The 21,123-nt window shown below is 77.3% G+C and carries 19 protein-coding genes; 11 read left to right on the top strand and 8 right to left on the bottom strand.

Annotated elements, in window-relative coordinates:
• Nucleotides 1-70: 70 nt before the first annotated feature.
• The 3 genes from ACFY07_RS09920 to ACFY07_RS09930 form a co-directional block, all read right to left on the bottom strand.
• The gene (locus ACFY07_RS09920) at nt 71-640 is read right to left on the bottom strand and encodes an ATP-binding protein (protein ID WP_390868195.1); all 570 of its coding nucleotides are present in this window, start codon (nt 638-640) and stop codon (nt 71-73) included.
• A 379-nt stretch (nt 641-1,019) separates the two neighbouring features.
• Nucleotides 1,020-1,481: a MarR family winged helix-turn-helix transcriptional regulator gene (locus tag ACFY07_RS09925; protein ID WP_390868196.1), complete on the bottom strand. Its 462-nt coding sequence runs from the start codon at nt 1,479-1,481 to the stop codon at nt 1,020-1,022.
• A gap of 119 nt (nt 1,482-1,600) precedes the next feature.
• A complete protein-coding gene (locus ACFY07_RS09930; RefSeq protein WP_390868197.1) occupies nt 1,601-4,480 on the bottom strand; it encodes a SpoIIE family protein phosphatase in 2,880 nt (959 codons plus the stop codon).
• Between the two features lie 436 nt (nt 4,481-4,916).
• Between ACFY07_RS09930 and ACFY07_RS09935 the strand changes: the two genes are divergently transcribed.
• The 8 genes from ACFY07_RS09935 (at nt 4,917) to ACFY07_RS09970 (ending at nt 12,573) form a co-directional block, all read left to right on the top strand.
• Nucleotides 4,917-6,353 (top strand): DUF2252 domain-containing protein, encoded by a 1,437-nt coding sequence (locus tag ACFY07_RS09935; protein WP_390868198.1) that lies wholly within the window; start codon nt 4,917-4,919, stop codon nt 6,351-6,353.
• A gap of 159 nt (nt 6,354-6,512) precedes the next feature.
• Nucleotides 6,513-7,325 carry a J domain-containing protein gene (locus ACFY07_RS09940; RefSeq protein ID WP_390868199.1) on the top strand — a complete coding sequence of 271 codons (813 nt, stop codon included), beginning with the start codon at nt 6,513-6,515 and terminating at the stop codon, nt 7,323-7,325.
• A 185-nt stretch (nt 7,326-7,510) separates the two neighbouring features.
• Entirely contained in the window at nt 7,511-7,840 is a 330-nt protein-coding gene (locus tag ACFY07_RS09945; RefSeq protein WP_230649172.1) for a rhodanese-like domain-containing protein, read from the top strand.
• 152 nt (nt 7,841-7,992) lie between these two features.
• Nucleotides 7,993-8,511 (top strand): GNAT family N-acetyltransferase, encoded by a 519-nt coding sequence (locus ACFY07_RS09950; RefSeq protein WP_390868200.1) that lies wholly within the window; start codon nt 7,993-7,995, stop codon nt 8,509-8,511.
• Between the two features lie 107 nt (nt 8,512-8,618).
• A complete protein-coding gene (locus tag ACFY07_RS09955) occupies nt 8,619-9,479 on the top strand; it encodes a DUF5819 family protein (RefSeq protein ID WP_390868201.1) in 861 nt (286 codons plus the stop codon).
• A gap of 1 nt (nt 9,480) precedes the next feature.
• The gene (locus tag ACFY07_RS09960; RefSeq protein ID WP_390868202.1) at nt 9,481-10,890 is read left to right on the top strand and encodes an HTTM domain-containing protein; all 1,410 of its coding nucleotides are present in this window, start codon (nt 9,481-9,483) and stop codon (nt 10,888-10,890) included.
• A gap of 48 nt (nt 10,891-10,938) precedes the next feature.
• The gene (locus tag ACFY07_RS09965) at nt 10,939-11,781 is read left to right on the top strand and encodes a Bro-N domain-containing protein (protein ID WP_390868203.1); all 843 of its coding nucleotides are present in this window, start codon (nt 10,939-10,941) and stop codon (nt 11,779-11,781) included.
• A 33-nt stretch (nt 11,782-11,814) separates the two neighbouring features.
• Nucleotides 11,815-12,573, top strand: coding sequence for a TrmH family RNA methyltransferase (locus tag ACFY07_RS09970; protein ID WP_390868204.1), 759 nt, complete (start codon nt 11,815-11,817; stop codon nt 12,571-12,573).
• Nucleotides 12,574-12,580: 7 nt separating this feature from the next.
• On the opposite strand, the gene ACFY07_RS09975 is transcribed toward ACFY07_RS09970, so the two are convergent.
• Together ACFY07_RS09975 and ACFY07_RS09980 are read right to left on the bottom strand one after the other, a co-directional pair.
• Nucleotides 12,581-13,489, bottom strand: a complete 909-nt coding sequence (locus ACFY07_RS09975) for a pyridoxamine 5'-phosphate oxidase family protein (RefSeq protein ID WP_390868205.1) — start codon at nt 13,487-13,489, stop codon at nt 12,581-12,583.
• Between the two features lie 15 nt (nt 13,490-13,504).
• Entirely contained in the window at nt 13,505-13,957 is a 453-nt protein-coding gene (locus tag ACFY07_RS09980) for a VOC family protein (RefSeq protein ID WP_390868206.1), read from the bottom strand.
• A gap of 110 nt (nt 13,958-14,067) precedes the next feature.
• Here ACFY07_RS09980 and ACFY07_RS09985 point away from each other — a divergent pair, with 110 nt between their 5' ends.
• A complete protein-coding gene (locus ACFY07_RS09985; RefSeq protein ID WP_390868207.1) occupies nt 14,068-14,631 on the top strand; it encodes a CGNR zinc finger domain-containing protein in 564 nt (187 codons plus the stop codon).
• Between the two features lie 115 nt (nt 14,632-14,746).
• Here the strand turns inward: ACFY07_RS09985 and ACFY07_RS09990 are convergent, their stop codons facing one another.
• Nucleotides 14,747-16,279 (bottom strand): FAD-dependent monooxygenase, encoded by a 1,533-nt coding sequence (locus tag ACFY07_RS09990; RefSeq protein WP_390868208.1) that lies wholly within the window; start codon nt 16,277-16,279, stop codon nt 14,747-14,749.
• 188 nt (nt 16,280-16,467) lie between these two features.
• Between ACFY07_RS09990 and ACFY07_RS09995 the strand changes: the two genes are divergently transcribed.
• A complete protein-coding gene (locus ACFY07_RS09995; protein WP_390868209.1) occupies nt 16,468-17,784 on the top strand; it encodes a glycosyltransferase in 1,317 nt (438 codons plus the stop codon).
• A 33-nt stretch (nt 17,785-17,817) separates the two neighbouring features.
• Here the strand turns inward: ACFY07_RS09995 and paaN are convergent, their stop codons facing one another.
• Nucleotides 17,818-19,530, bottom strand: a complete 1,713-nt coding sequence (gene paaN, locus ACFY07_RS10000) for a phenylacetic acid degradation protein PaaN (RefSeq protein ID WP_390868210.1) — start codon at nt 19,528-19,530, stop codon at nt 17,818-17,820.
• A 166-nt stretch (nt 19,531-19,696) separates the two neighbouring features.
• On the opposite strand from paaN, the gene ACFY07_RS10005 reads away from it, so the two are divergent.
• On the top strand, nt 19,697-20,332 hold the full coding sequence (locus ACFY07_RS10005) for a TetR/AcrR family transcriptional regulator (protein WP_230649183.1): 636 nt from the start codon (nt 19,697-19,699) through the stop codon (nt 20,330-20,332).
• Nucleotides 20,333-20,439: 107 nt separating this feature from the next.
• On the opposite strand, the gene ACFY07_RS10010 is transcribed toward ACFY07_RS10005, so the two are convergent.
• Nucleotides 20,440-21,039, bottom strand: a complete 600-nt coding sequence (locus tag ACFY07_RS10010; RefSeq protein WP_390868211.1) for an Lrp/AsnC family transcriptional regulator — start codon at nt 21,037-21,039, stop codon at nt 20,440-20,442.
• Nucleotides 21,040-21,123 lie beyond the last annotated feature (84 nt).

Below are 21,123 nucleotides of genomic sequence, written 5' to 3' on the forward strand. Positions count from 1 at the left end.
GACGGTCCCGGGCCGGACGGTGCGGGGAGCGGCGGGTGCGGGGAGCGGCAGGTGAGGGGCGGGCGGCCGCCTAGGCCTGCGGGGCCGGCAGGTCCAGCTCGACCCAGACCTGCTTGCCGCCGCCGGACAGCGGATCGCACCCCCACCGGTCGGCGAGGGACGCCACCAGCAGCAGGCCCCGGCCGTGCTCCTCGTCGGACCCGGCGCGGCGCACCCGCGGACGGTCGGCCCCCGGGTCGTGCACCGACAGCCGCAGGACCGACAGGGCGTCCGGACCGTGCGCGGGGCCCAGGGAGACCGACAGCGTGACCGAGGCGGCGTCCGCGCCCCCGGCGCCGCCCGTGCCCCCGCCCCCCTCGGTGCCGTGCAGGACGGCGTTGGTGACCAGTTCGCTCAGCACCACGGCGGCGCCGGCCGCGGCGTCGCACCCCGGGTCGGCGCGCCAGGCGGTGAGCAGCCGGACCAGGGCCGACCGGGCGAGCGGCACCGACCCCGGGCGGGCGGCGAGCGCCATCACCATGCGGCGCTGCCGCCCCGCCGACCGGGGCGCGGGAATGCCGTGGACGGAGCGGGGCGGTCCGGCGGACGTCGAGAGGGCTCGCCGGGCGGATGCCCGGGAGCCCGCCACGGGGGGATGCACGGCGAGTCCTCCTCCTGCTCCGGCCGCCGCCCGCCGGCGGGGGCGCGGGGGCGGGACCGGGCAGGCAGCTGCGGCGGGGCGGGGTGCCGCGCACGGCGCGGCAGTCCCGATCGTGACGGGTCCACGGGGGGCGGGGGAAGACGGCGGTCCGGGATTTCTGCGGCGGGCACCCCTCGTGGGCACCGGGCGGGCTCGGGCCGGGGCGGGCCGCAGGCCGGCCGCCCGCTGCGCCGCCGCCCCGGCCGGCCGCCCCCGTGCCGCCCCCTCCGGGCCGGCGGCCCCGCGGGCCGCCGCCCCGGCGTGCGGCCGGTCCCGGGTGCGGGTGCTGCGGCGGCGCGGACCCGCCGCCGGGCCGCCCGGGTGCGGGTCCGCCGGGGCGTCAGCCTGCGGCGTTGTAGCGCCGGAGGTACTCCGCCAGCCGCTCCAGGTCGTCGTCGTCCCAGCCGGCGAGCCGCTCGGCGAACGAGGCGCGCCGCTGCTCGTGGGCGTCGGCGAGCACGCGCAGGCCGCGCTCGGACGGCCGCAGGAGCTGCCCCCGCTGGTCGTCCGGATCGGGCTCGCGGACGACCAGGCCGAGCCGCTCCAGCGCGGCGGTCTGGCGGCTGACCGTCGACTTGTCCAGCAGGAAGTGGGCGGCGAGGTCGGTGGCCCGGCAGCCTCCGCTCTCCTTCAGGTGGTCGAGCATGCTGTAGGTCACCAGGGACAGGTCGGGGTGCAGCCGGGCCGTCCTGGCCCGCGCGCGGCGGGCGAAGGCGGTGAGCTCGCGGTGGATGGCGTCGACCGCCTCGTCGCGTGCCGGCCCGGCGGCCGCCCGCCGGTCGCTGTCGCTGTCGCCTGTCACACCGCCCAGTATGAGTTGCACAGGGCAACCGAAGGTGCGGCGGGGCGGCCGCTGCGTGACGGTCCGGGACCCGGACCGCCGCTGCGGGGACGCGGCCGGACCCCGCCGGTGAGGGGGCGTCAGGGGCGGTGCGGCAGCGGCAGTTCGAACCAGACGACCTTGCCCACCGCCTTGCGGGCCGTGCCCCAGCGGGACGACAGCTGGCTGACCAGGCTCAGGCCGCGCCCGTCCTCGTCCAGGTGGCCCGACGGCTCCAGCGACGGCAGGTTGTGGTCGTCGTCGCTGACCTCCACCAGCAGCTTGTCCACCTGGATCAGCTGCAGCTGGACGCTGTCCCGGGCCACCCGCAGCGCGTTGGTGACCAGTTCGCTGACCAGCAGCTGCGCGGTGTCGGCCAGGCCGTCGAGCCGCCACGCCGCCAGCTGGTCGCGGACCAGCGTGCGGGCCCGCGCCACCTCGGCGAGGTCCACCCGCAGCCGCCAGGTGACCACGTCCTGCGGGGCCACCCCGTCGAAGCGGGCCACCAGCAGCGCCACGTCGTCCTTGCGGTCGTCCGAGTGGAGCCGCGCCAACACGGTGTCGCAGGCCTCCTCGGGGGTGCGCCGCGGGTCGATGAGGTTCCCGCAGAGCGCGGCCAGGCCGTCCCCTATGTCGCCGCCGCGCACCTCCACCAGGCCGTCGGTGCACAGGACGAGCATCGAGCCGTCCTCGACCTTGATCTCCTTGGCGACGAAGGGCACCCCGCCCACCCCGATCGGCGCGCCCTCCGGCAGCTCCAGCAGCTCGCTGCGGCCGTCCGGGTGCACCAGCACCGGCGGCACGTGCCCGGCGTTGGCCAGCGTGCAGGTGCGGTTGATGGGGTCGTACACCGCGTACAGGCAGGTCGCCAGGTGGTCGTCGCCCAGCCGGTGGGCCAGGTTGTCCAGGTGGCGCAGGAGCTGGCCGGGCGGCAGGTCCAGGGCGGCCAGGGTCTGCACGGCGGTGCGGAAGCGGCCCATCGCGGCCGCGGAGTGCAGACCGTGGCCCATCACGTCGCCCACCACCAGCGCGACCCGGCTGCCCGGCAGCTGCACCGCGTCGAACCAGTCGCCGCCCACCTGCGCCCTGCGGTTGCCCGGCATGTACCGGTGGGCGACCAGCACGCCGGGGATGCGCGGCGGCCGGGTGGGGATCATGCTGCGCTGCAGGGTCGTGGCGACCTTGGACTCGGCGCGGTGCAGCCGGGCGTTGTCCAGCGACAGGGCGGCCCGGGCGGCCAGCTCCCGCAGGGTCGCGGCGTCGTTCTCGTCGAAGGCGGCCCGGTCGGGCAGCCGCAGCAGCTTGAGGATGCCGAGCACCGTGCCGCGCGCCGCCAGCGGCAGCACGAGCATGGACCGCCCGGAGACCAGCGGCACCAGGCCGGGGCTGCCCAGCGCCGCCGCGTACTCGGCGGCCAGGTCGGCGTCGAACACCGGCACCAGCACCGGCTGGTTCGACTGCAGGGCCAGGCCGGGCGGGGTGCTGCGGGGCATCGCCAGCAGGCTGCCCTCCACCAGCACGTGGTCCCAGCGGCCGGCCTCCTCGTTGTGCACGACCGCGACCCGGCGCAGGGTCGTCCGGTCGTCGGGGAGCTCCTCGGGCAGCTCGCCGTCGGAGATCAGGCCGTCGAGCAGGTCCACGCAGGCGAAGTCGGCGGTGCGGGGCACCAGCGCCTCGCACAGCTCACGGGCCGTGGTGTCCAGGTCGAGGGTGGTCCCCACCTCGGCGCCGGCCTCGTTGAGCAGGGCGAACTGCTCGCCGCCCGGTCCGGTGTGCAGGAGCGGCAGCAGGTGCGCCGCCCCGCGGGCGGGCCCCGCGGCGCCCGGCGCCGCGCCGCCCGCCCCGGACGGCGGCGCGGTGTCCCGCGGTCCTGGCAGCGCCGCGTGGCCCGTCGGCACCACCATCCGCACCCCGATGGGGCCGCCCGCAGACGGCCTCGGGCCGGACGCGCCCGGGCCGGACACCCCCGGTGCGGCCGGCCCGCCGGACGCGGCCGCCTGGTCCGGGAGGGCGCGGCCCGCGAGCGCCTGCCCCGCGCGCGCCTGGCTCCCGGCCGTCCGGCCCGGGGAGCCCGCCACCGCCTGGCCGGGTGCGGCGGCCTGCCCGACCGCCGCCTGCCCGGGGAGCGCCCGGTCGGAGGCCTGCTGGCCCGGCGTCACCACGGGTGAGGGCCTGCGGTCCTGCGGCAGCGCCCGCACGGCGCGGGCTGCGCGCTGCTGCGCCGTGGGGTAGCGCCGGCCCACCCCGGCGGCGATCCGCTGGCCGGCCGCCTCCGGAGGCTCGTACGGCAGGACCGGCACCGGTGCGGAGCCGTCCACCCGCAGCGCGGGCGCACCGGCCGTGCCGATCTGCCGCAGCAGCCGCTCCCGGCGCTCCTCGCCGGTGCGCGGCAGCACGGACGCCAGCCTCGACCGCATCCCCGGAGCGCGGTGCACCTCCGGCGCGCACAGGTCGGCGGCGATCCGCAGCGGGCCGCCCTGCGGGGGCACGGCCGCGTACGGCAGCAGCCGCGAGCCCAGGGCGAGCCGCGGACCGCCGCGCAGCGGGCGGGCGTCGGCGGCGAACACCAGCAGGCCGGGGCCGGACGGCTCCGCGACCCGGTACGCCCACCAGAGCACGTCGCGCACCCGGTCCTCGCGGTCCGCGACCGGGAGGCCGCCCGCCCAGCAGCCGTCGGCGGAGACCCGCTCCTCCAGCAGGGCGAGCGCGTCGATGTCGCGGCCGGGGGAGAGGGCGCCGGGGCGGGTCTCGTGGACGGGCAGCAGGCCGGACGCGGAACGGCCGAAGACGGTGTCCGAGCGGTGCCCGAAGAGCTCCTCGGCGGGCCGGTTCCAGTGCGCGATGACGCCGTCGGGGTCGACCACCAGGGATGCCAGCCGTACCAGCGCGACGACCCCGGCAGGGGCAGGCGCGACCGGGGGCCCGGGCTCCGCGGTCGGTGCGGTCGGCCGTGGGTCCGGCACCGTGCCCTCTTCCACCATGGGGTCAGTCTGCTCCCGCCTGGCCGTCCGGCCCTCCCCGGGTCACCTCGGCCCGGCCGTGTCGCCTGGGGGACCCGTGCGGATTCCAGGCAAGCACGAACCAGGCCGGTGCTGCCCGCGATTCGGCACAATTGTCGCCGCACCGTTGCGTGTCGTCCGCCGCGCGCCGCGCTTCGCGCCCCGCGGGCCCCGGCGCGGGCCCTTCCCTGCGCCGTCCCGCGGCCGCTCCGCGGCTGCTCAGCCGTCCTTCCGTGGTCCTTCCGCCGCCCTTCTGCCGCCCTTCCGCCGTCCTCCCGCCGTCCTCCCGCGGCCTTCCCGGGCGGGTGCCGGCCGGCCGCCGGGCGGGCCTCCACCCCCGGCACCGGCCCCGCCGCGGGCGGTCCCGGCCGCCCGGATACCCTGCACGCCGACAGACGGCACGGCCAGGGGAGCGGACGTGGGGGTACTGCAGCCCGGACGGCCCGGACGGCCCGGACGGCACGGGGCGGGGCGCGGGTTCGCGGTGGACGGCTTCGCGCCGCGGCCCCCGGACGGGTCCGCGCGGGCCGAGGGCCGGGCGCTCCGCAAGCGGGTGCCCCGGCGCCGCCACGCCGGCTTCGCCCCCGCCGCCGGCCGGCCCGACGCCGTCCGCGCCGTCGAGGAGTCCAACGCCGGCCGGCTGGAGCACCTCGTCCCCATCCGCACCGGCCGGATGGCCGCCTCGCCCTTCGCCTTCCTGCGCGGCTCGGCGGGCCTCATGGCGGCGGACCTCGCCGCCACGCCCGTCACCGGGATCACCGCCCAGCTCTGCGGGGACGCCCACGCCGGCAACTTCGGCCTCTACGGCGACGCCCGCGGCGCGCTGGTCATCGACATCAACGACTTCGACGAGACCGTGCCCGGCCCCTGGGAGTGGGACCTCAAGCGCCTCGCCGCCAGCCTCGTCCTGGCCGGCCGCGAGTGCGGCGCCTCCGAGGACGCCTGCCGGACGGCCGCCCGCGACGCCGCCGGCGCCTACCGCCGCACCATGCGCCTGCTCGCGGGCCTGTCCGCCATGGACGCCTGGAACGCCATCGCCGACGAGAGCCTCGTCTCCCACGCCGACGCCCACGACCTCGCCGGCACCCTGGAGCGGGTGGCCGTCAAGGCGCAGCGCAACACCAGCGCCCGCTTCGCCGCCCGCTCCGCCCGGCGGACCGCCGACGGCCGGTGGCGCCTCACCGCCGCCCCGCCGGTGCTCAGCGAGGTCCCGGACGCGGAGGCCGCTGCCGTCGCCGGCTCCCTCGCCGCGTACGCGGCCGCCCTCGCCCCCGACCGGCACCCGCTGCTCGCCCGCCACACCGTGCAGGACGTCGCCTTCCGCGTGGTCGGCACCGGCAGCGTCGGCACCCGCTCCTACGTGGTGCTCCTCACCGACCACCGGGACGAGCCGCTGGTGCTCCAGGTCAAGGAGGCCCGGCCGTCCGTGCTGCTGCCCCACCTGGAGCGGGCCGGCCTGCCCGTCCCCGGGCCCGGGGAGCACGAGGGGCGGCGGGTGGTCCTCGGCCAGAAGCGGATGCAGGTCGTCAGCGACGTCCTGCTGGGCTGGACCACCGTGGAGGGGCGGCCCTACCAGGTGCGGCAGTTCCGCAACCGCAAGGGCAGCGTCGACCCCGGCGCACTGCCCGCCGACCAGCTCGACGACTACGGCCGGATGACCGGCGCCCTGCTGGCCCGCGCCCACGCCCACACCGCCGACCCGGGCGCGATCGCGGGCTACTGCGGCCGCGGCGAGGTGCTGGACGAGGCGGTCGCGGCCTTCGCCGTCGCCTACGCGGACCGCACGGAGGCCGACCACGCCGACCTGGCGGCGGCCGTCCGCACCGGCCGCCTCCCCGCGGAGACCGGTGTGTGACGACGGTCCCGGGGTCCCGCCGGTCCGCCGCCGGTCCGCCGCCGGTCGGCCGCCGGTCCGCTGGGTCCCGCCCGCCGTGACGGCGGCAGGCGGGCCGCGCCCCGCTGTGTAGGGTGAGGAGCCGCCCCGGCCGGACGAGTGGAGCAGCGAGGCGATCACGTGACCGCGGAGAGCCCGGTCCGCTGGACGGACCCCGACGAGCAGGCCCTCGAACTGAAGGTGGCCGCGGTGGAGGCGGCCCTCGTCGACCTGGAGATCGAGGTCGAGACCCTCCGGGTCGAGATCGACAACTTCGCCCTCCTGCACCACCAGCGCCTGGGACCGATGTACGTCCACCTCGACGAGCTGGAGGCGCTGATCGCCGAGGCCGTCGCCGCCCGCACCGGGGACGCCGAGGACATCCGCCGCGCCTACGAGGCGCGCAGCGCCGTCACCCCGATGCCCGACCTCGGCGGGGCCGGCGGCCTCGGCGGGTTCGGCGGGTTCGGCGGCCCGGCCGGGGCGGACGCCGCCGCCCGGCCGGAGGCCCCGCGCCGGGTGCGCCCGTCGCGGGAGGTCCAGCGGCTCTACCGCGACCTGGCCCGCCGCGCCCACCCCGACCTCAGCACGGACCCGGCGGAGCAGCAGCGGCGCAGCGCCTTCGTCGCCCGTGTCAACGAGGCCTACGCGCGCGGCGACGAGGCCGCGCTGCACGCCCTCGCCGCGGAGTGGGCGGCCGCCCCCGGGGCGGCGCCCGAGCCGGAGGCCCCCGACCGCACCGCCTGGCTGAACCAGCGCCTGGCGTGGCTGGTCCGCCGGATCGAGCAGCTGGCGGAGGAGCAGGTGAGGCTGGAGTCCGGCCCCATGGGCCGCCTGCTGAAGCTCGCCCCCGACGACCCGGACCGCCTGCTGGAGGAGATCGCGGAGGAGCTGCTGGCCCGCTCCGCCCGCCGGCAGGCCGAACTGGAGCGGCTGCTCGGCCCCGCAGGGTGAGCGGGCGGGCCGCGCGGCCCGTGCGGCTGCTGCGGCCCGTGCCGCTGTTCCGGTCCGTCCTGCCCGCCCGGTCCGCCCGGTCCGCCTGTCCCGTCCGGTGCGGGCGGGGCCGGGTGGCCCGCGTGGTCCGTCCGGTCGGGCGACAATGGGCGGACGCGACCCGTCGAACCCCAGGAGAACCGCCCATGTTCCGCTCCCAGGTCCCCTCCGTGGACGCCGCCGCCGTACCGGCCGGCGCCGCACTGCTCGACGTCCGCGAGCAGGACGAGTGGGACGCCGGCCACGTCGAGGGGGCCCTGCACGTCCCCATGGGCCACGTCCCCGCCCGGCTCGGCGAGCTGCCCGACGGCCGGCTGTACGTGCTGTGCCGGGTCGGCGGTCGCTCCGCCCAGGTCGTGCAGTACCTGGTCGCCCAGGGCCGCGACGCGGTCAACGTCGACGGCGGCATGCACGCCTGGGCGTCCGCCGGGCGCCCGATGGCCGCCACCGGCGGGGCCGAGCCCTACGTGCTCTGACCGGCGCACCGCGGACGGCCGCGGCCCCGCACGTCCCCGCCGTCCGCGGATCCGCCCCCGGGCCTCCCTGTCCGGGGGCATACTTGTCGATCATCCGGCGGCCGGGCCGTGCCCGGCCGCGGCGGATCTCGCACGCGTCACGGGGAGCGGACATGGCCGGCACGACGGAGACGGCGGACACGGCGGACACGGCCGGGGCGGCGGTGGAGCTGCGGGCGATCGGCCCGGAGGAGGCCGCGGACCTGCACGCCGGAGGCACCGGAGGCATCCCCTGGGTGGCCGACGGCCCGTACGAGGGCACCCGCGACGCCGCCGGCATGCTGGCGAAGGCCGCCGCGGCCGGCCTGTACCGGCCCGAGTGGGGGATGTGGGCGGTGGTCCGCCGCAGCGACGGCGCCGCCGTGGGCGGCATCGGCTTCCACGGCGTGCCGCAGGGCGGCCGCGTCGAGATCGGCTACGACCTGGCCCCCTCCGCCCGCGGCAACGGGCACGCCACCGAGGCGGTCCGGCTGGTGACGGCCCTGGCGCTGGCCTCCGCCGAGGCGGTCGCCGTGGTCGAGGCGGCCGTCGAGTCCGGCAACACGCCCTCGCAGCGCGTGCTGGAGCGGGTCGGCTACCGGTACGTGGGCAGGGACGGCGAGGGGCTGCTCCGCTACGAGCACCGGGCCTGACAAAGCCGGACGGAACGGACGGGCACCTCCCCGGCGCTGTCGCCCGGGCCGCCTCCTCGGTACCGTGCGGGGACGCAAGGCGAGCGGGTGAGGTGTCCGGGAGTGTGATGGAGCAGCCCAGCCGCGCGGTGCCCGGGCAGCCGGACGCCGCGCCCGACGGGCCGGTGGAGCACCCGGCCGCCCGGCCCTCCGGGCCCGGCACCCCGGATCCGCCCGGCACGACTGGTGCGCCCGACGCGCCCGACGCGCCCGACGGGGCCGACGCGCCGGATGGCCCGGGGACACCGGTCGCGGGCCCGGCCGCCGCGGTCCCGGCGGCCGAGGTCCCGGCGGCCCCCGCCGGCCGTATTTGGTCCGCCCCCGCCCTCGCCGTCCTCTGCCTCGTCGCCGTGCTGCTCCCGACCGCCGCCGCGTGGCACCTGGCCGCGGTCTTCCTGCACGTCGCCCCGTCCAACTCGGTCTCCCAGCGCTACCAGAAGGACGTCGACGCCTGGGTCTACCCCGAGTTCGAGCAGAACTGGAAGCTCTTCGCCCCCAACCCGCTCCAGCAGAACATCGCCGTCGAGGCCCGGGTGAAGACCCTCGGCCCCGACGGCAGCCACCACACCGGCGACTGGATCGGCCTCACCGCACAGGACGCCGCCGCGATCCGCCACAACCCGGCCCCCGGCCACGTCGAGCAGAACCTCCTGCGCCGCGCCTGGGACGTGTACAGCGACTCCCACGACGACAAGGGAGCGAGCACCCAGGGCCCGCGCGGGGACCTGCTGCAGGAGTACCTCAAGCGGGTCGTGCTGCAGCGCGTCGGCCGCGAGCGGCACGGCGAGCAGGTCATCGAGGTGCAGGTGCGCTCCGCCACCTCCAACGTCGCCCCGCCGCCGTGGTCCGCCGAGAAGTGGTCCACCGCGCCCTCCTACCGGGAGGCGCCGTGGTGGCCGGTGACCGACGAGGACTACACGGGACTCTGAGATGGACACGGAAACCGGATCCGCCGCGACGCCCCCCGCGACGCCCCCCGCGGCGCCCCCCGCAGGCACGGCGGCGGCCGCCGCCCCCGCCGTGCCCGCGGCCCGCCGGCCCGCCGCCGTGCCGCCGGCCGCCGCCGCACCGGAAGGCGCCGCCCCCGCGTCGGCCGTGCTGCCCGCGCCCCGGGCCGCCGGGGACGGCGGCACCGCCCGTCCCCCGGCGCGGCGCCCCCTCCCCCGGGCCGGCCGCAGCCTCGCCGCCGCCTTCGACGCCTTCACCGGCCGCGTCCTCGGCCCCTACCAGGCCGCCGTGGTCCGCATCGGCTTCGGCCTCACCTTCACCGTCTTCCTGCTGCGCGAGTGGCCCGACCGGCGCGTCCTCTACGGCGACCGCTCGCCGCTCGGCGCGGACATGCTCCGGCGGCTGCTCGCCGACAACCACGCCCTCACCCTCCTCTCCTGGTCCGCCGGGCGCTGGTGGTTCGAGCTCGTCTACCACGCGGCCCTGGCCGCCGCCGTCGCCGTGGTCCTCGGCTGGCGGACCCGGGCGACGACCGTGCTCTTCATGCTCGGCGTGCTCTCCGTCCAGAACCGCGACGTCTTCGTCGGCGACGGCGGCGACAACGTCATCCACCTCATGGCGGTCTACCTGGTCTTCACCCGCTGCGGCCGCGTCTGGTCGCTGGACTCCCGGCGCGAGCGGCTGCACGGCCCCGGCGCGGGGCGCACCGGGGTGGTGCTCTGGTCGGTCCTGGGCGTGCTGCTCGCGGCGGCGCAGCTCTCCGGCTTCGACCGCGGTTCCCTGGCCATGACCTCCGGGACCTGGCCCCACCTGGGCTGGGGCTCGGTCCTGTGGGCGATGTGGGCCTGCCACGGCGCCTGGTACGCGGTCGGGCGCCGCCTGCCCGGGCACGAGCTGCGCGCCCTGCTCGACGCGGGCGCCACCGTGCTGCACAACTGCGCGATGCTGGTCATCGCCGCCCAGGTGTGCCTCATCTACTCCACGGCCGGCTGGTACAAGGTCCAGGGCTCCCGCTGGCAGGACGGCACCGCCCTGTACTACCCGCTCCACCTGGACTACTTCACGCCGTGGCCCTGGCTGGCCGGACTGCTGGCCGGGAACATGGTCGCGGTCTTCCTGATCTCGTACGGCACGGTGGCCGTCCAGGTCGCCTTCCCGTTCACGCTGGCCAACCGGCGGGTGAAGAACGTCCTGCTGGCGCTGATGATGACCGAGCACGCCGCCATCGCGGTCACCCTCGGCCTGCCGATCTTCTCCCTGGCGATGATCTCGGCGGACGCGGTCTTCCTCCCGACCGGCTTCCTGCTCCGGGCCGGGGGGCGGGCCGCCGGGCTCGTGCGCCGGGCATATGCGACCGAGCGCCCCGCCGAAAGCGCCACGCCATCCCCATGACCTCGTTGACCAGGGCGGACGTACGCTCCTGAGAAAGCGGGTGCCCTGATGGCCGACGACGACAGCCCTGTCCTGCTGCGCTCCACCTTCCCCGTCACCGGGCAGCCGGTCCGGGTGGTCGTGATCGCGGGTGAGCCGTGGTTCGCCACGGCGGACGTCTGCAAGGTTCTGGACCGGGGCAATCCGAGCTGGGCCAGCAGGCTGGTCCGCCCCGACGAGGCCCGCACCCTCGACATGCGCTCGGTGACCCTCACTTCAAGTGAGGGTTGCGGTGTCGATGCAGGTCGAAGTGGCTACGAAGGAGGAAATCCCAGGCTCAACCTGGTCAGTGAACCGGGCCTCTACACCCTGGTCATGCGCTCCCGGAAGCCCAACGCCGAGTCCTTCCGGGCCTGGGTCACCCGGGAGCTGCTGCCGTCCGTCCGCCGCGGCGACACCGGCACCGCCGCGCAGCAGGCGCGGATGGCCGAGACCCTGGCCGAGGCGATCGGCCCCCGGGTGGAGGTGGTGGCCCGGCTCGACGGGACCGTGGAGGACGGCATCCACCTCATGGCCGACGGCACCGTCCACTGCCGCCACGGCGCGATGGAGATCTGCCCGCCGGACGCCGAGGGGCCGGGCGGGCCGCCCTTCGGCCCGTACTACCGCTGCCCGGAGGCCCGGCGGGTCGGCATCTGCGGCAGCCGGGAGGTCCGCGGCTGCGCGCCGGTGAAGCCGGTGGACGTCGCCCGGCGGGTCAACGAGGGCGCCGCGGCCGGGCACCGCACCGCCGGCGACGCCTCCGGGACCGGCCCCGTCGACACCGGCCGGCTCTTCTACTCCGTCCCCGAGCAGCGCGTCTACGGCACCCCGCGCCAGCTCGCGGAGGTGCTGCGGGCCATGCGGTCCTGAGGGCGCCCGAGCGGCCCCGGCTACCCTCGTGGCGTGAGCAGCAGCACCCCCACCGGACAGGACGACGGAGCCCCGCACGGGGGCCGCCCCCACGACGCCGACCGGCACGATGCCGACCGGCACGCCGGCGACCGGCACGACGGCGACCGGCACGACGGCGAGCAGTACGACGACGGCTTCGGCCGGGAGGTCGGCGTCGGCCCGCACCCGCTGCCATGGCCGGAGGGGGACCGGTACGACCCGGAGCTGCTGGCGAACGGCGACCGCCGCAACGTGGTCGACCGCTACCGGTACTGGACCCGGGAGGCGGTGGTCGCCGACCTCGACACCCGCCGCCACTCCTTCCACGTCGCCGTGGAGAACTGGTCGCACGACTTCAACATCGGCTCGGTGGTGCGGACGGCCAACGCGTTCCTCGCCGAGCAGGTCCACATCGTGGGCCGCCGCCGCTGGAACCGGCGCGGCGCCATGGTGACCGACCGGTACCAGCACGTCCGCCACCACCCGGACGTCGCCTCGCTGGCCGCCTTCGCCGCCGCCCGCGACCTGCCGATCGTCGGCATCGACAACCTGCCGGGGGCGGTCCCGCTGGAGTCGACCGAGCTGCCGCGCCGCTGCGTGCTGCTCTTCGGCCAGGAGGGGCCGGGCCTCACCGAGGAGGCGTGGGAGCAGGCGTCGCTGGTGTGCTCCATCGCCCAGTTCGGCTCGACCCGGTCCATCAACGCGGGTGCGGCCGCCGCCGTCGCCATGCACGCCTGGGTCCGCGCCCACGCGGAGGTCCCGGGGGCCTGACCGCCGGTCAGTGCTCCACCGGCGGGTTGGCGGGCGAGTACTCCGGGTCGGACCAGCGCAGCGGGCTCGCCCCGGGGAGGTCCACCACGTCGGTGACCGCGAACTCGACGGCCGTGCCGCCGGAGGGGTTGCCGTGCACCGTGCGGGCGGTGCCGGAGAGCAGCAGGGCGGCGCCGCCCGCCCAGTCCGGGAGGAGCAGGCCGGCGGCCGGGTTGACCTCCAGGTTGCCCAGGGTCATGAACATGGTGTTGCCCGGGTACTCGGGCCAGCGCAGCCGGTCCGGGCCCAGGACCTCCAGGAAGCCGGGGTTGCCGCCGCGGTGGGAGGCGTCGGCGTCGCCCCGGCCGTCGGCCGTCGCCACGAAGAAGGTGTCGGCGGCGCCGAGCCGGGACTGCTGGTCGGCGGTGAGCGAGGTGCCGCGTACCGCCGGGCCGCGCGCGGGCACGGGTCCGGAGGCGGGCCCGGCCGGCTCGAGGGTGCGGCGCCGCTGGATGTACCTGGGGCAGTTGGCGTAGACCTGGTCGGCGTCGACCAGCAGCCCGCCGCCGTGCGGGCGGGAGCGGCCGTTGACCCGCATCCGGCGGCGCCCCGCCGGGTCCAGGGCGAGGGTGCCGACCTTCGCCGGTCCGGCGAGCGCCTCGGCGAGCGGGTCGCCCGGCCCGGGCCGGGCGGCCACCGCGAGGGTGTGCTCGTCCGGGGCGGTGACGAAGCCGGCGGGCCCGGTCAGCAGGGTGGCCCAGAGCCGGCCCGCGCCGTCGGCGGCGCCCAGGACCAGCATCCGGCGGTCGGCCAGGAAGGCGGCGGCGACCGGCGGGACGGTGGAGCGGACGGACCGGCCGACGTGGTCGGCGCTGTCCAGGACGCCCGCCCGTGCCTGCACGGCGCGCTCGCCGGGGTGGAAAGGGGCGACGGTCACGGCAGATGCCCCGGCCTAGAAGAAGCCGCAGGTGGGGGCGTCGGCGACCGGTGCCTCGGCGCCGGTGCCGTCGACCCCCGCGGCGGTGTACACCTCCAGCCGGACCCCGTCCGGGTCGGTGAAGAAGACGCCGCCGGAGGCGCTGCCCTCGCGGTGCGGGACGACGCCCTCGTACCGGAGGCCGGCGCCCAGGTCGCGCAGGCGCCGCTCGGCGGCGCGGACCTCCTCCAGGGTGTCGACCTCGAAGGAGAGGTGGTGCAGGCCGGGGGAGCGGGTGGGGAAGACGCCCTCGCTCTGCTCCCACAGGGTGAGCACCAGCCGCCCCTCGCGGGAGAGGAAGGCGTGGCGGCGGCCGGGCTCCGTGCTCCCGCCGGAGTGCTCCAGGCCCAGGAGGTCCCGGTAGAAGGTGGTGGACCGGTCGAGGTCCGTGACGTTGAGGCCGACGTGGCCGGTCCGCAGGGACTTCATGGCTGCTCTCCTCGCGTCCAGGTGTAACCCTTTCCGTGGACTGTAAGGGTTAGTCAGACCGCTGGTCAACCGCTTCGTCTCGCATGAAGGGTTAGAACTACACTCTCCCCATGAGCAGCCCCGCCCCCGACCCGCGCGACCCCCGCCCGCTGACCGGCGGCCCGCTCTCCCTCGACCTGCTGAACACCCGCTGGGGCGTCGCCGAACCCCGCGACCTGCTCAGGGACCGGGCCGGGTACGAGGTCTGGCTCTCCTCCGCCGGACTGGCCGGCCGCTGCCCCGCCGACGCGGTCTCCCTCGCCGCCACCCGCATCGCCCGCGAGGCGATCGCCGCGGCCGCCGCCGAGCCGGCGTCCCCCGCGCCCGAGGCGGTGGCGGCGCTCAACGAGGTGCTGGACCACGGCCGGATCCGCCGCGAGCTCACCGCCGCCGGCCCGGCCGAGGCCGTCGAGGTCGGGAACCCCGCCTGGCTGGCCGCCTGGCTGGCCGCCGACGACTACCTCGGGCTGCTGCGCCGCAACCCCGACCGGATCCGCAGCTGCGCGCACCCGGACTGCGTCCTCTTCTTCTACGACGACTCGCAGAACGGCCGCCGCCGCTGGCACTCCATGGCCACCTGCGGCAACCGCGCCAAGGCGTCCCGCCACTACGCCCGCACCCGGGGCGGCTCGTAGCGGCGGCCCGCCCGCACCCGGGCGGGCCGCCTGCCCGCCGTCCCCTGCCGGCCGTCCCCTGCCGGTGGTCCCCCTGCGGGCCGCCCCTGCGTCCCCTGTCCGCGGCCTCCCGCCGTCAGTCCTTCGCCGGTGCGCCGAGCCACGCGCCGAGGGCGGCCCGGACGTCCGCCGCGGACGGCCGCTCGGCGGCCCAGGCGGCGTAGCCGTCGGGCCGGACGAGCAGGGCGGCGCCCGGGTCCCCGGCCGGTGCGGCGGCCACGACCCGTCCGCCCCAGGGCGCCGCGGCCCCGGCCGGGCCGCCGACCAGGACGAACCGGCCGCCGCGCAGGGCCTCGTACAGCCGCCCGGGCGCCCCCGCCCCGTCCGCCGTCAGGCGCAGGTCGGGGATGCGGCGCCCCGCGAGCCGGTGGGCGCCCCGCGGCGCCGGGTACGCGATGCCCAGCCCGGACACCGTGAGCGCGGCCCGGCGGGTCAGCGGGCCGAGGCCGCCGAGGCGCCCGGCGGCGGTCCGTGCGGCGCGGGTGAGGGGGCTCCGGCCGGTGGCGACCCGGACGAGCGCGCCGGAGGTGCGCAGCACGGCGGCGCCGACGGGGTGGCGCTCGGCCTGGTAGGTGTCGAGCAGCCCGTCGGGGGCGTGGCCGCGGACGGCGGCGGCGAGCTTCCAGCCGAGGTTGGCGGCGTCCTGGAGGCCGGTGTTCATGCCCTGGCCGCCCGCGGGGGAGTGGCAGTGGGCGGCGTCGCCGGCGAGCAGCACCCGACCGCTGCGGTAGGCCGGGACCTGGCGCTCGTCGCTGTGGAAGCGGGAGGTCCAGCGGGGGTCGTGCATGCCGAAGTCGTCGCCGAGGGTGCGCCGCAGGACGTCCCGGAGCTCGTCGGGGTCGACGGGTGCGTCGTCGGGCGGCTGCCGGGCCCGGTCCCAGGCGATGACCCGGTACCAGCCGTCGCCGAACGGGGCGAGGAAGCCGAAGCCGGCGCCGGTCGCGCCGACGGTGAGGACCTCGTCCGGGGTGCGGTCGAGACGCACGTCGGCCAGCATCACCGAGCGGACCGCCGAGACGCCGGGGTAGGGCAGGCCGAGCAGCCGCCGCACCGTGCTGTGCACGCCGTCGGTGCCGACCGCGTACCGGGCCCGGTGGACGGCCACCCGGCCGTCGCCGCCGCCGTCGTCGTCGCCGCCGCTGTGGCGGACGTCCAGTTCGACGCCGTCGGCGTCCTGGCGCAGGCCGACGACCTCGGCGCCGCGCAGGATGCGGGCCCCGGCGGCCTCGGCGCGGCGGCGGAGCACCTCCTCGGTGCGGTACTGGGGGGTGACCAGGACGAACGGGAAGCGGGTCCGCAGGCGGGAGAGGTCGATGCGGAGCCGGCCGAAGGCGCGCAGCGAGGGGAGCCGGGCGCCCTCGGCGAGGAGGTCGTCCGCGACGCTGCGGGCGTCGAGCTCCTCCAGGGTCCTCGCGTGCACGGCGAAGGCGCGGGTGAGGTTCGACTCCGCGGAGCGGCGCTCCAGCACGGTGGTGCGGACGCCCGCCTCGGCGAGGTCGCCCGCGAGCAGCAGGCCGGTCGGTCCCGCGCCGACCACGATCACGTCGGCGGTGGTGCCGGTGCTGCCGGTGGTGTCCGTGCTGCCGGTGGTTCCGGTGTGGTGCCGCATGACCGCCCCCTGGAGGCCGCGGACCGCCGGGTCCGCGTATTCAACGTCTGTTGAATTAAAGGTAGGGCGCCGTCCCGGGTCCGTCAACCACCCGCCGGCCGGTGCGGCGCACCGGGCCGCCGCACTTCTCAGGAAGCTCTCAGACGCGTGTCATCCCCGCCCCATCCGTGCCCGCGAGCCTCGCTGCCATGAGCCAGACAGCGACCCGCGGCCAGGACCGGCCCCCCGCCCCCGGCGCGACCCCCGCCCCCGACACCCCCCCGCCCCCCGAGGCGGCTCCCCCCGGCGCGGTCCCCTCCGGCGCCGCCGACGGCGCCGCCTCCGGCGCCGTCACGACCAGGCTGGTCGAGGTGGTCGTCCCCGTGCACAACGAGGAGCACGTGCTGGAGCGCAGCGTCCGCCGCCTGCACGCCTACCTCGCCGAGACCTTCCCGTACCGGTTCCGGATCACCGTCGCCGACAACGCCTCCACCGACGGCACCTGGCGGGCCGCCGCCGCCCTCGCCGCGGAGCTGCCCGGGGTGGAGGCCGTCCACCTGGACCTGAAGGGGCGCGGCCGGGCGCTGCGCCACGTGTGGGGCGCCAGCGACGCCGACGTCGTCGCGTACATGGACGTGGACCTCTCCACCGGCCTGGAGGCGTTCCTGCCGCTGGTCGCCCCGCTCCTCTCCGGCCACAGCGACCTGGCGATCGGCAGCCGGCTGCACCGGGGCTCGGCGGTGGTGCGCGGTCCCCGGCGGGAGTTCGTGTCGCGCACCTACAACGTGCTGCTGAGGGCGACCATGGCGGCGAAGTTCTCCGACGCCCAGTGCGGTTTCAAGGCGGGCCGGGCCGACGTCGTCCGGGCGCTGCTGGCCGAGGTGGAGGACGAGGCCTGGTTCTTCGACACCGAGCTGCTGCTGCTCGCGGAACGGTCCGGGCTGCGCATCCACGAGGTGCCGGTGGACTGGGTGGACGACCCCGACAGCCGGGTGGACGTCGTCCGCACGGCGGTCGACGACCTGAAGGGGATGGCGCGGGTGGCCCGCCGCTCGCTGTCGGGCGCGGCCCGTCTTCCGGTGCCGCCGCGCGTGCGGGCGGCGAGGATGCCGCCGGGCCTTCCCTGGCAGCTGGCGAGCTTCGCCGTCGTGGGGGCGCTCTCCACCCTGGCGTACGCCCTGCTGTACCTGGCGCTGCGTCAGGCCGTCCCCGCGCTGGCCGCCAACGCGCTGGCGCTCGCCGCCACCGCCGTCGCCAACACCGCCGCCAACCGCCGCTTCACCTTCGGCGTCACCGGCACCCGGGACGCGCTGCGCCACCAGGTCGAGGGCGGCGTCGCCTTCCTGGTCGGCCTCGCGCTGAGCAGCGCCGCCGTCGCCGCGGTGGGCGCGGCCGCCCCCGGCGCCTCCCACGGGGTCGAGCTCGGCGCCCTGGTGGCGGCCAACGCGCTCGCCACCCTGGTGCGGTTCGTGCTGATGCGGGTGTGGGTCTTCCACCCGCGCCGCGACGCCCGGCGCCGGTCCTGACGGTGTGTCAGGGAAAGGCGCCGGGCGGCCGGGTCAGACGTGCCGGCGGACCTGCACCGTGCGGAACCGGTCGGCGACGAACGCGGCGTCGCAGTACGCCGCGTTCGCCGCCGGGTTGGCGCCGGTGCCGTGCAGGTCGGAGAAGGCCGCGGTCTGGTTCGCGTACACCCCGCCCGTCAGGTTGAGCGAGAGCGAGACCCCCGCGTCCAGGCAGGCGTCGACCAGCGCCGCCTCCACCTCCTCGGAGGTGGTCCACGCCGCGGCCGTCATGGCGCCCTTCTCCTTCACCGTGCGGCGCAGCAGCTCCACGGCGTCGGCGGCGGAGTCGACCGCTACCACGAAGGAGACCGGGCCGAAGCACTCGCCGAGGAACGCCGCGGCGTCGTCCGGCTTGGCGGCGTCGGCCCTGACCAGCGCCGGGGTGCGCACCACCGCGTCGGGGAAGTCGGGCACGGCCACCTCGCGCGGGGCGAGGGCCAGTTCGCCGTACGCGCCCTCGGCGGCCCGGCCGATGCGCTCGGCCACGCCCGGGTTGACCACCGCGCCGAGGATCGCGGCCGCGCGGGCGTCGTCGCCGAGCAGCTTCCCGACCGCGGCCGCCAGGTCGGCGACGACCTCGTCGAAGGACCTGTGGCCCTGGTCGGTGTCGATGCCGCCGCGCGGGACCAGCAGGTTCTGCGGGGTGGTGCACATCTGGCCGCTGTAGAGGGAGAGCGAGAAGGCGAGGTTGCCGAGCATCCCGGCGTAGTCGTCGGTGGACTCCAGGACGGCGGTGTTGACGCCGGCCTTCTCGGTGTAGACGCGGGCCTGGACGGCGTTGGCCTCCAGCCACTCGCCGAAGGCGCTGGAGCCGGTGTAGTCGACGATCCGCACCTCGGGGTGGACGGCCAGGGTCTTGGCCAGGCCCTCGCCCTCCCGCTCGGCGGCGAGGACGACCGTGTCCGGGTCGAAGCCGGCCTCGGCGAGCACCTCGCGGGCGATGCGGACGGTGAGCGCCAGCGGCAGCACGGCCCGCGGGTGCGGCTTGACGACCACCGGGTTGCCGGTGGCCAGCGAGGCGAACAGGCCGGGGTAGCCGTTCCAGGTGGGGAAGGTGTTGCAGCCCACCAGCAGGGCGACGCCGCGCGGCACGGCGGTGGAGGTCTTCTCCATCACCAGCGGGTCGCGCCTGCCCTGCGGCTTGGTCCAGCGGGCCTGCCGGGGCAGCCGGGTCTGCTCGGCGTACGCGTGGGCCACCGCCTCCAGGCCGCGGTCCTGGGCGTGCGGGCCGCCGGCCTGGAAGGCCATGCCGTAGGCCTGGCCGGTGGTGTGCATCACGGCCTGGGCGAACTCGTGGGACCGGGCGTTGATCCGGGCCAGGACCTCCAGGCAGACGGCCGCCCGGGCGAGCGGACCGGCGGCGGCCCAGCCGGGCAGGGCCGCGCGGGCGGCGGCGACCAGCGCCTCCGGGTCCGCGTGCGGGTAGGTGATGCCGAGCTGCGGCCCGTACGGGGACGTCTCGCCGCCCGCCTCGCCGTCGGTGCCCGGCTGGTCCAGCTCGAAGGGCCTGCCGAGGAGCGCGTCGAAGGCGGCCTTCCCGTCGGCGGCCGCGGTCTCGCCGTACGCCTTGGGGAACTCCGGGTAGGGCGACCAGTAGTCCCGGGCGGCGAGCGCCGCGGTCGCCTTGTCGAGGGTCTCCCGGTGCCGTTCGACCAGTCCGGCGAGGGCCGGGCCGGCCGGCTCGGGGCTGCGGTCCGCTGCTGCCATGGTGTGCGCTCCTCTGCTGGGAGGGTGGGGGCGGAGCTTGTCCGCGCCTCAGCGTAACCGAATGATCGGTCGGTACAAGAGGGGTCGCGGCGCGGATCCCGGCGGATCACGGCGGATCCCGAGGTCCGGGCGGAGGAGCCCGCCCCGCCGGTGGATACTCGTGTCCATGGTCGCCAACACGCCGCCCGCCGCCGCCCGCCGCGACAGCTACACCGTCGAGTCGCTGCTCGCGGTCACCGTCGAGGTCTTCAACACCCGCGGCTACGACGGCACGTCGATGGAGGACCTCTCCCGCGCGGCCGGCATCTCCAAGTCGTCGATCTACCACCACGTGCGCGGCAAGGAGGAGCTGCTGCGCCTTGCCGTCGGCCGGGCGCTGGACGGCCTCTTCGCGATCCTCGACGAGCCGGGGGCGCTGGAGGGGCGGCCCGTCGAGCGGCTGGAGCACGTGGTGCGCCGCACCGCCGAGGTGCTCCTCGCGGAGCTGCCGTACGTGACGCTGCTGCTGCGGGTGCGCGGCAACACCGCCGCCGAGCAGTGGGCGCTGGGGCGGCGGCGCGAGTTCGACCACCGGGTCGCGGAGCTGGTGCGGGCCGCGGCGGACGACGGCGACCTGCGCGGCGACGTGGCGCCCCGGCTGGCGACCCGGCTCCTCTTCGGCATGATCAACTCGATCGTGGAGTGGTACCACCCGGTCGGCGGACCGCAGGCCGGGACCCCCGGGGACGGCGACGACGCCGCCGACCGCATCGTGGAGGCCGTGGTCCGGCTCGCCTTCGGCGGCCTGCGCAGCAAGGGCTGAGGCCCGGGCCCGGGGCGCCGCCGCGCGCCGGCCCGGGGCCCCGGCACGTCGCGCGGCCGCCCGCCCGCCCGGTCCGCCCGCCCGGTCCGCCGGTCCGGACAGTCCTCTCAGTCCGGCAGCTCCGGCGCCTGGTCGGTCTCGTCGAAGACCAGCAGCGTCTGGGTGCCCAGCACCGCGGGCAGGCTCTGGATGCGCCCCAGCACCAGCTCGCGCAGCGCCCGGTTGTCCACCGTGTGCACCAGCAGCAGCACGTCGAACTCCCCGCTCACCAGGGCGATGTGCTCCACGCCCGGCAGGGCCAGCAGCTGTTCGCGCACCGTGCGCCAGGAGTTCTGCACGATCTTCAGGGTGACGTAGGCGGAGGCGCCGTGCCCGGCCCGCTCGTGGTCGACCCGGGCGGTGAAGCCGCGGATCACCCCGTCCTCCACCATCCGCGCGATCCGGGCGTAGGCGTTCGCCCGGGACACGTGGACCCGTTCGGCGACCGACCGTATCGACGCCCGGCCGTCCCGCTGCAGCAGCCGCAGGATGGCGCGGTCGATCCGGTCCAGTCCCCTGCCGCCCGACCCGGCGGAGCCGTTCCCGGCGGCCGCGGGCGGGCCGGGCGCCCCGCGCTCCGGCTGCGGGTCGTGGTGCGGGCCCCCCGGGGCCCCTCCCCTGCGCTCCGGAGCCGTACCGCCGGCTCCGGCCATCTGTTCAGCGGGCATGTCCCACTGCCCTCCCGATATGGACGTCCTGCCCCCAGTCGACCGCCTGCTCGGCCGTTTGTCCACCACTTGCGCAGCTCTGTG

It is taken from the genome of Streptomyces sp. NPDC001380 (assembly GCF_042895785.1).
Lineage (GTDB): Bacteria > Actinomycetota > Actinomycetes > Streptomycetales > Streptomycetaceae > Peterkaempfera.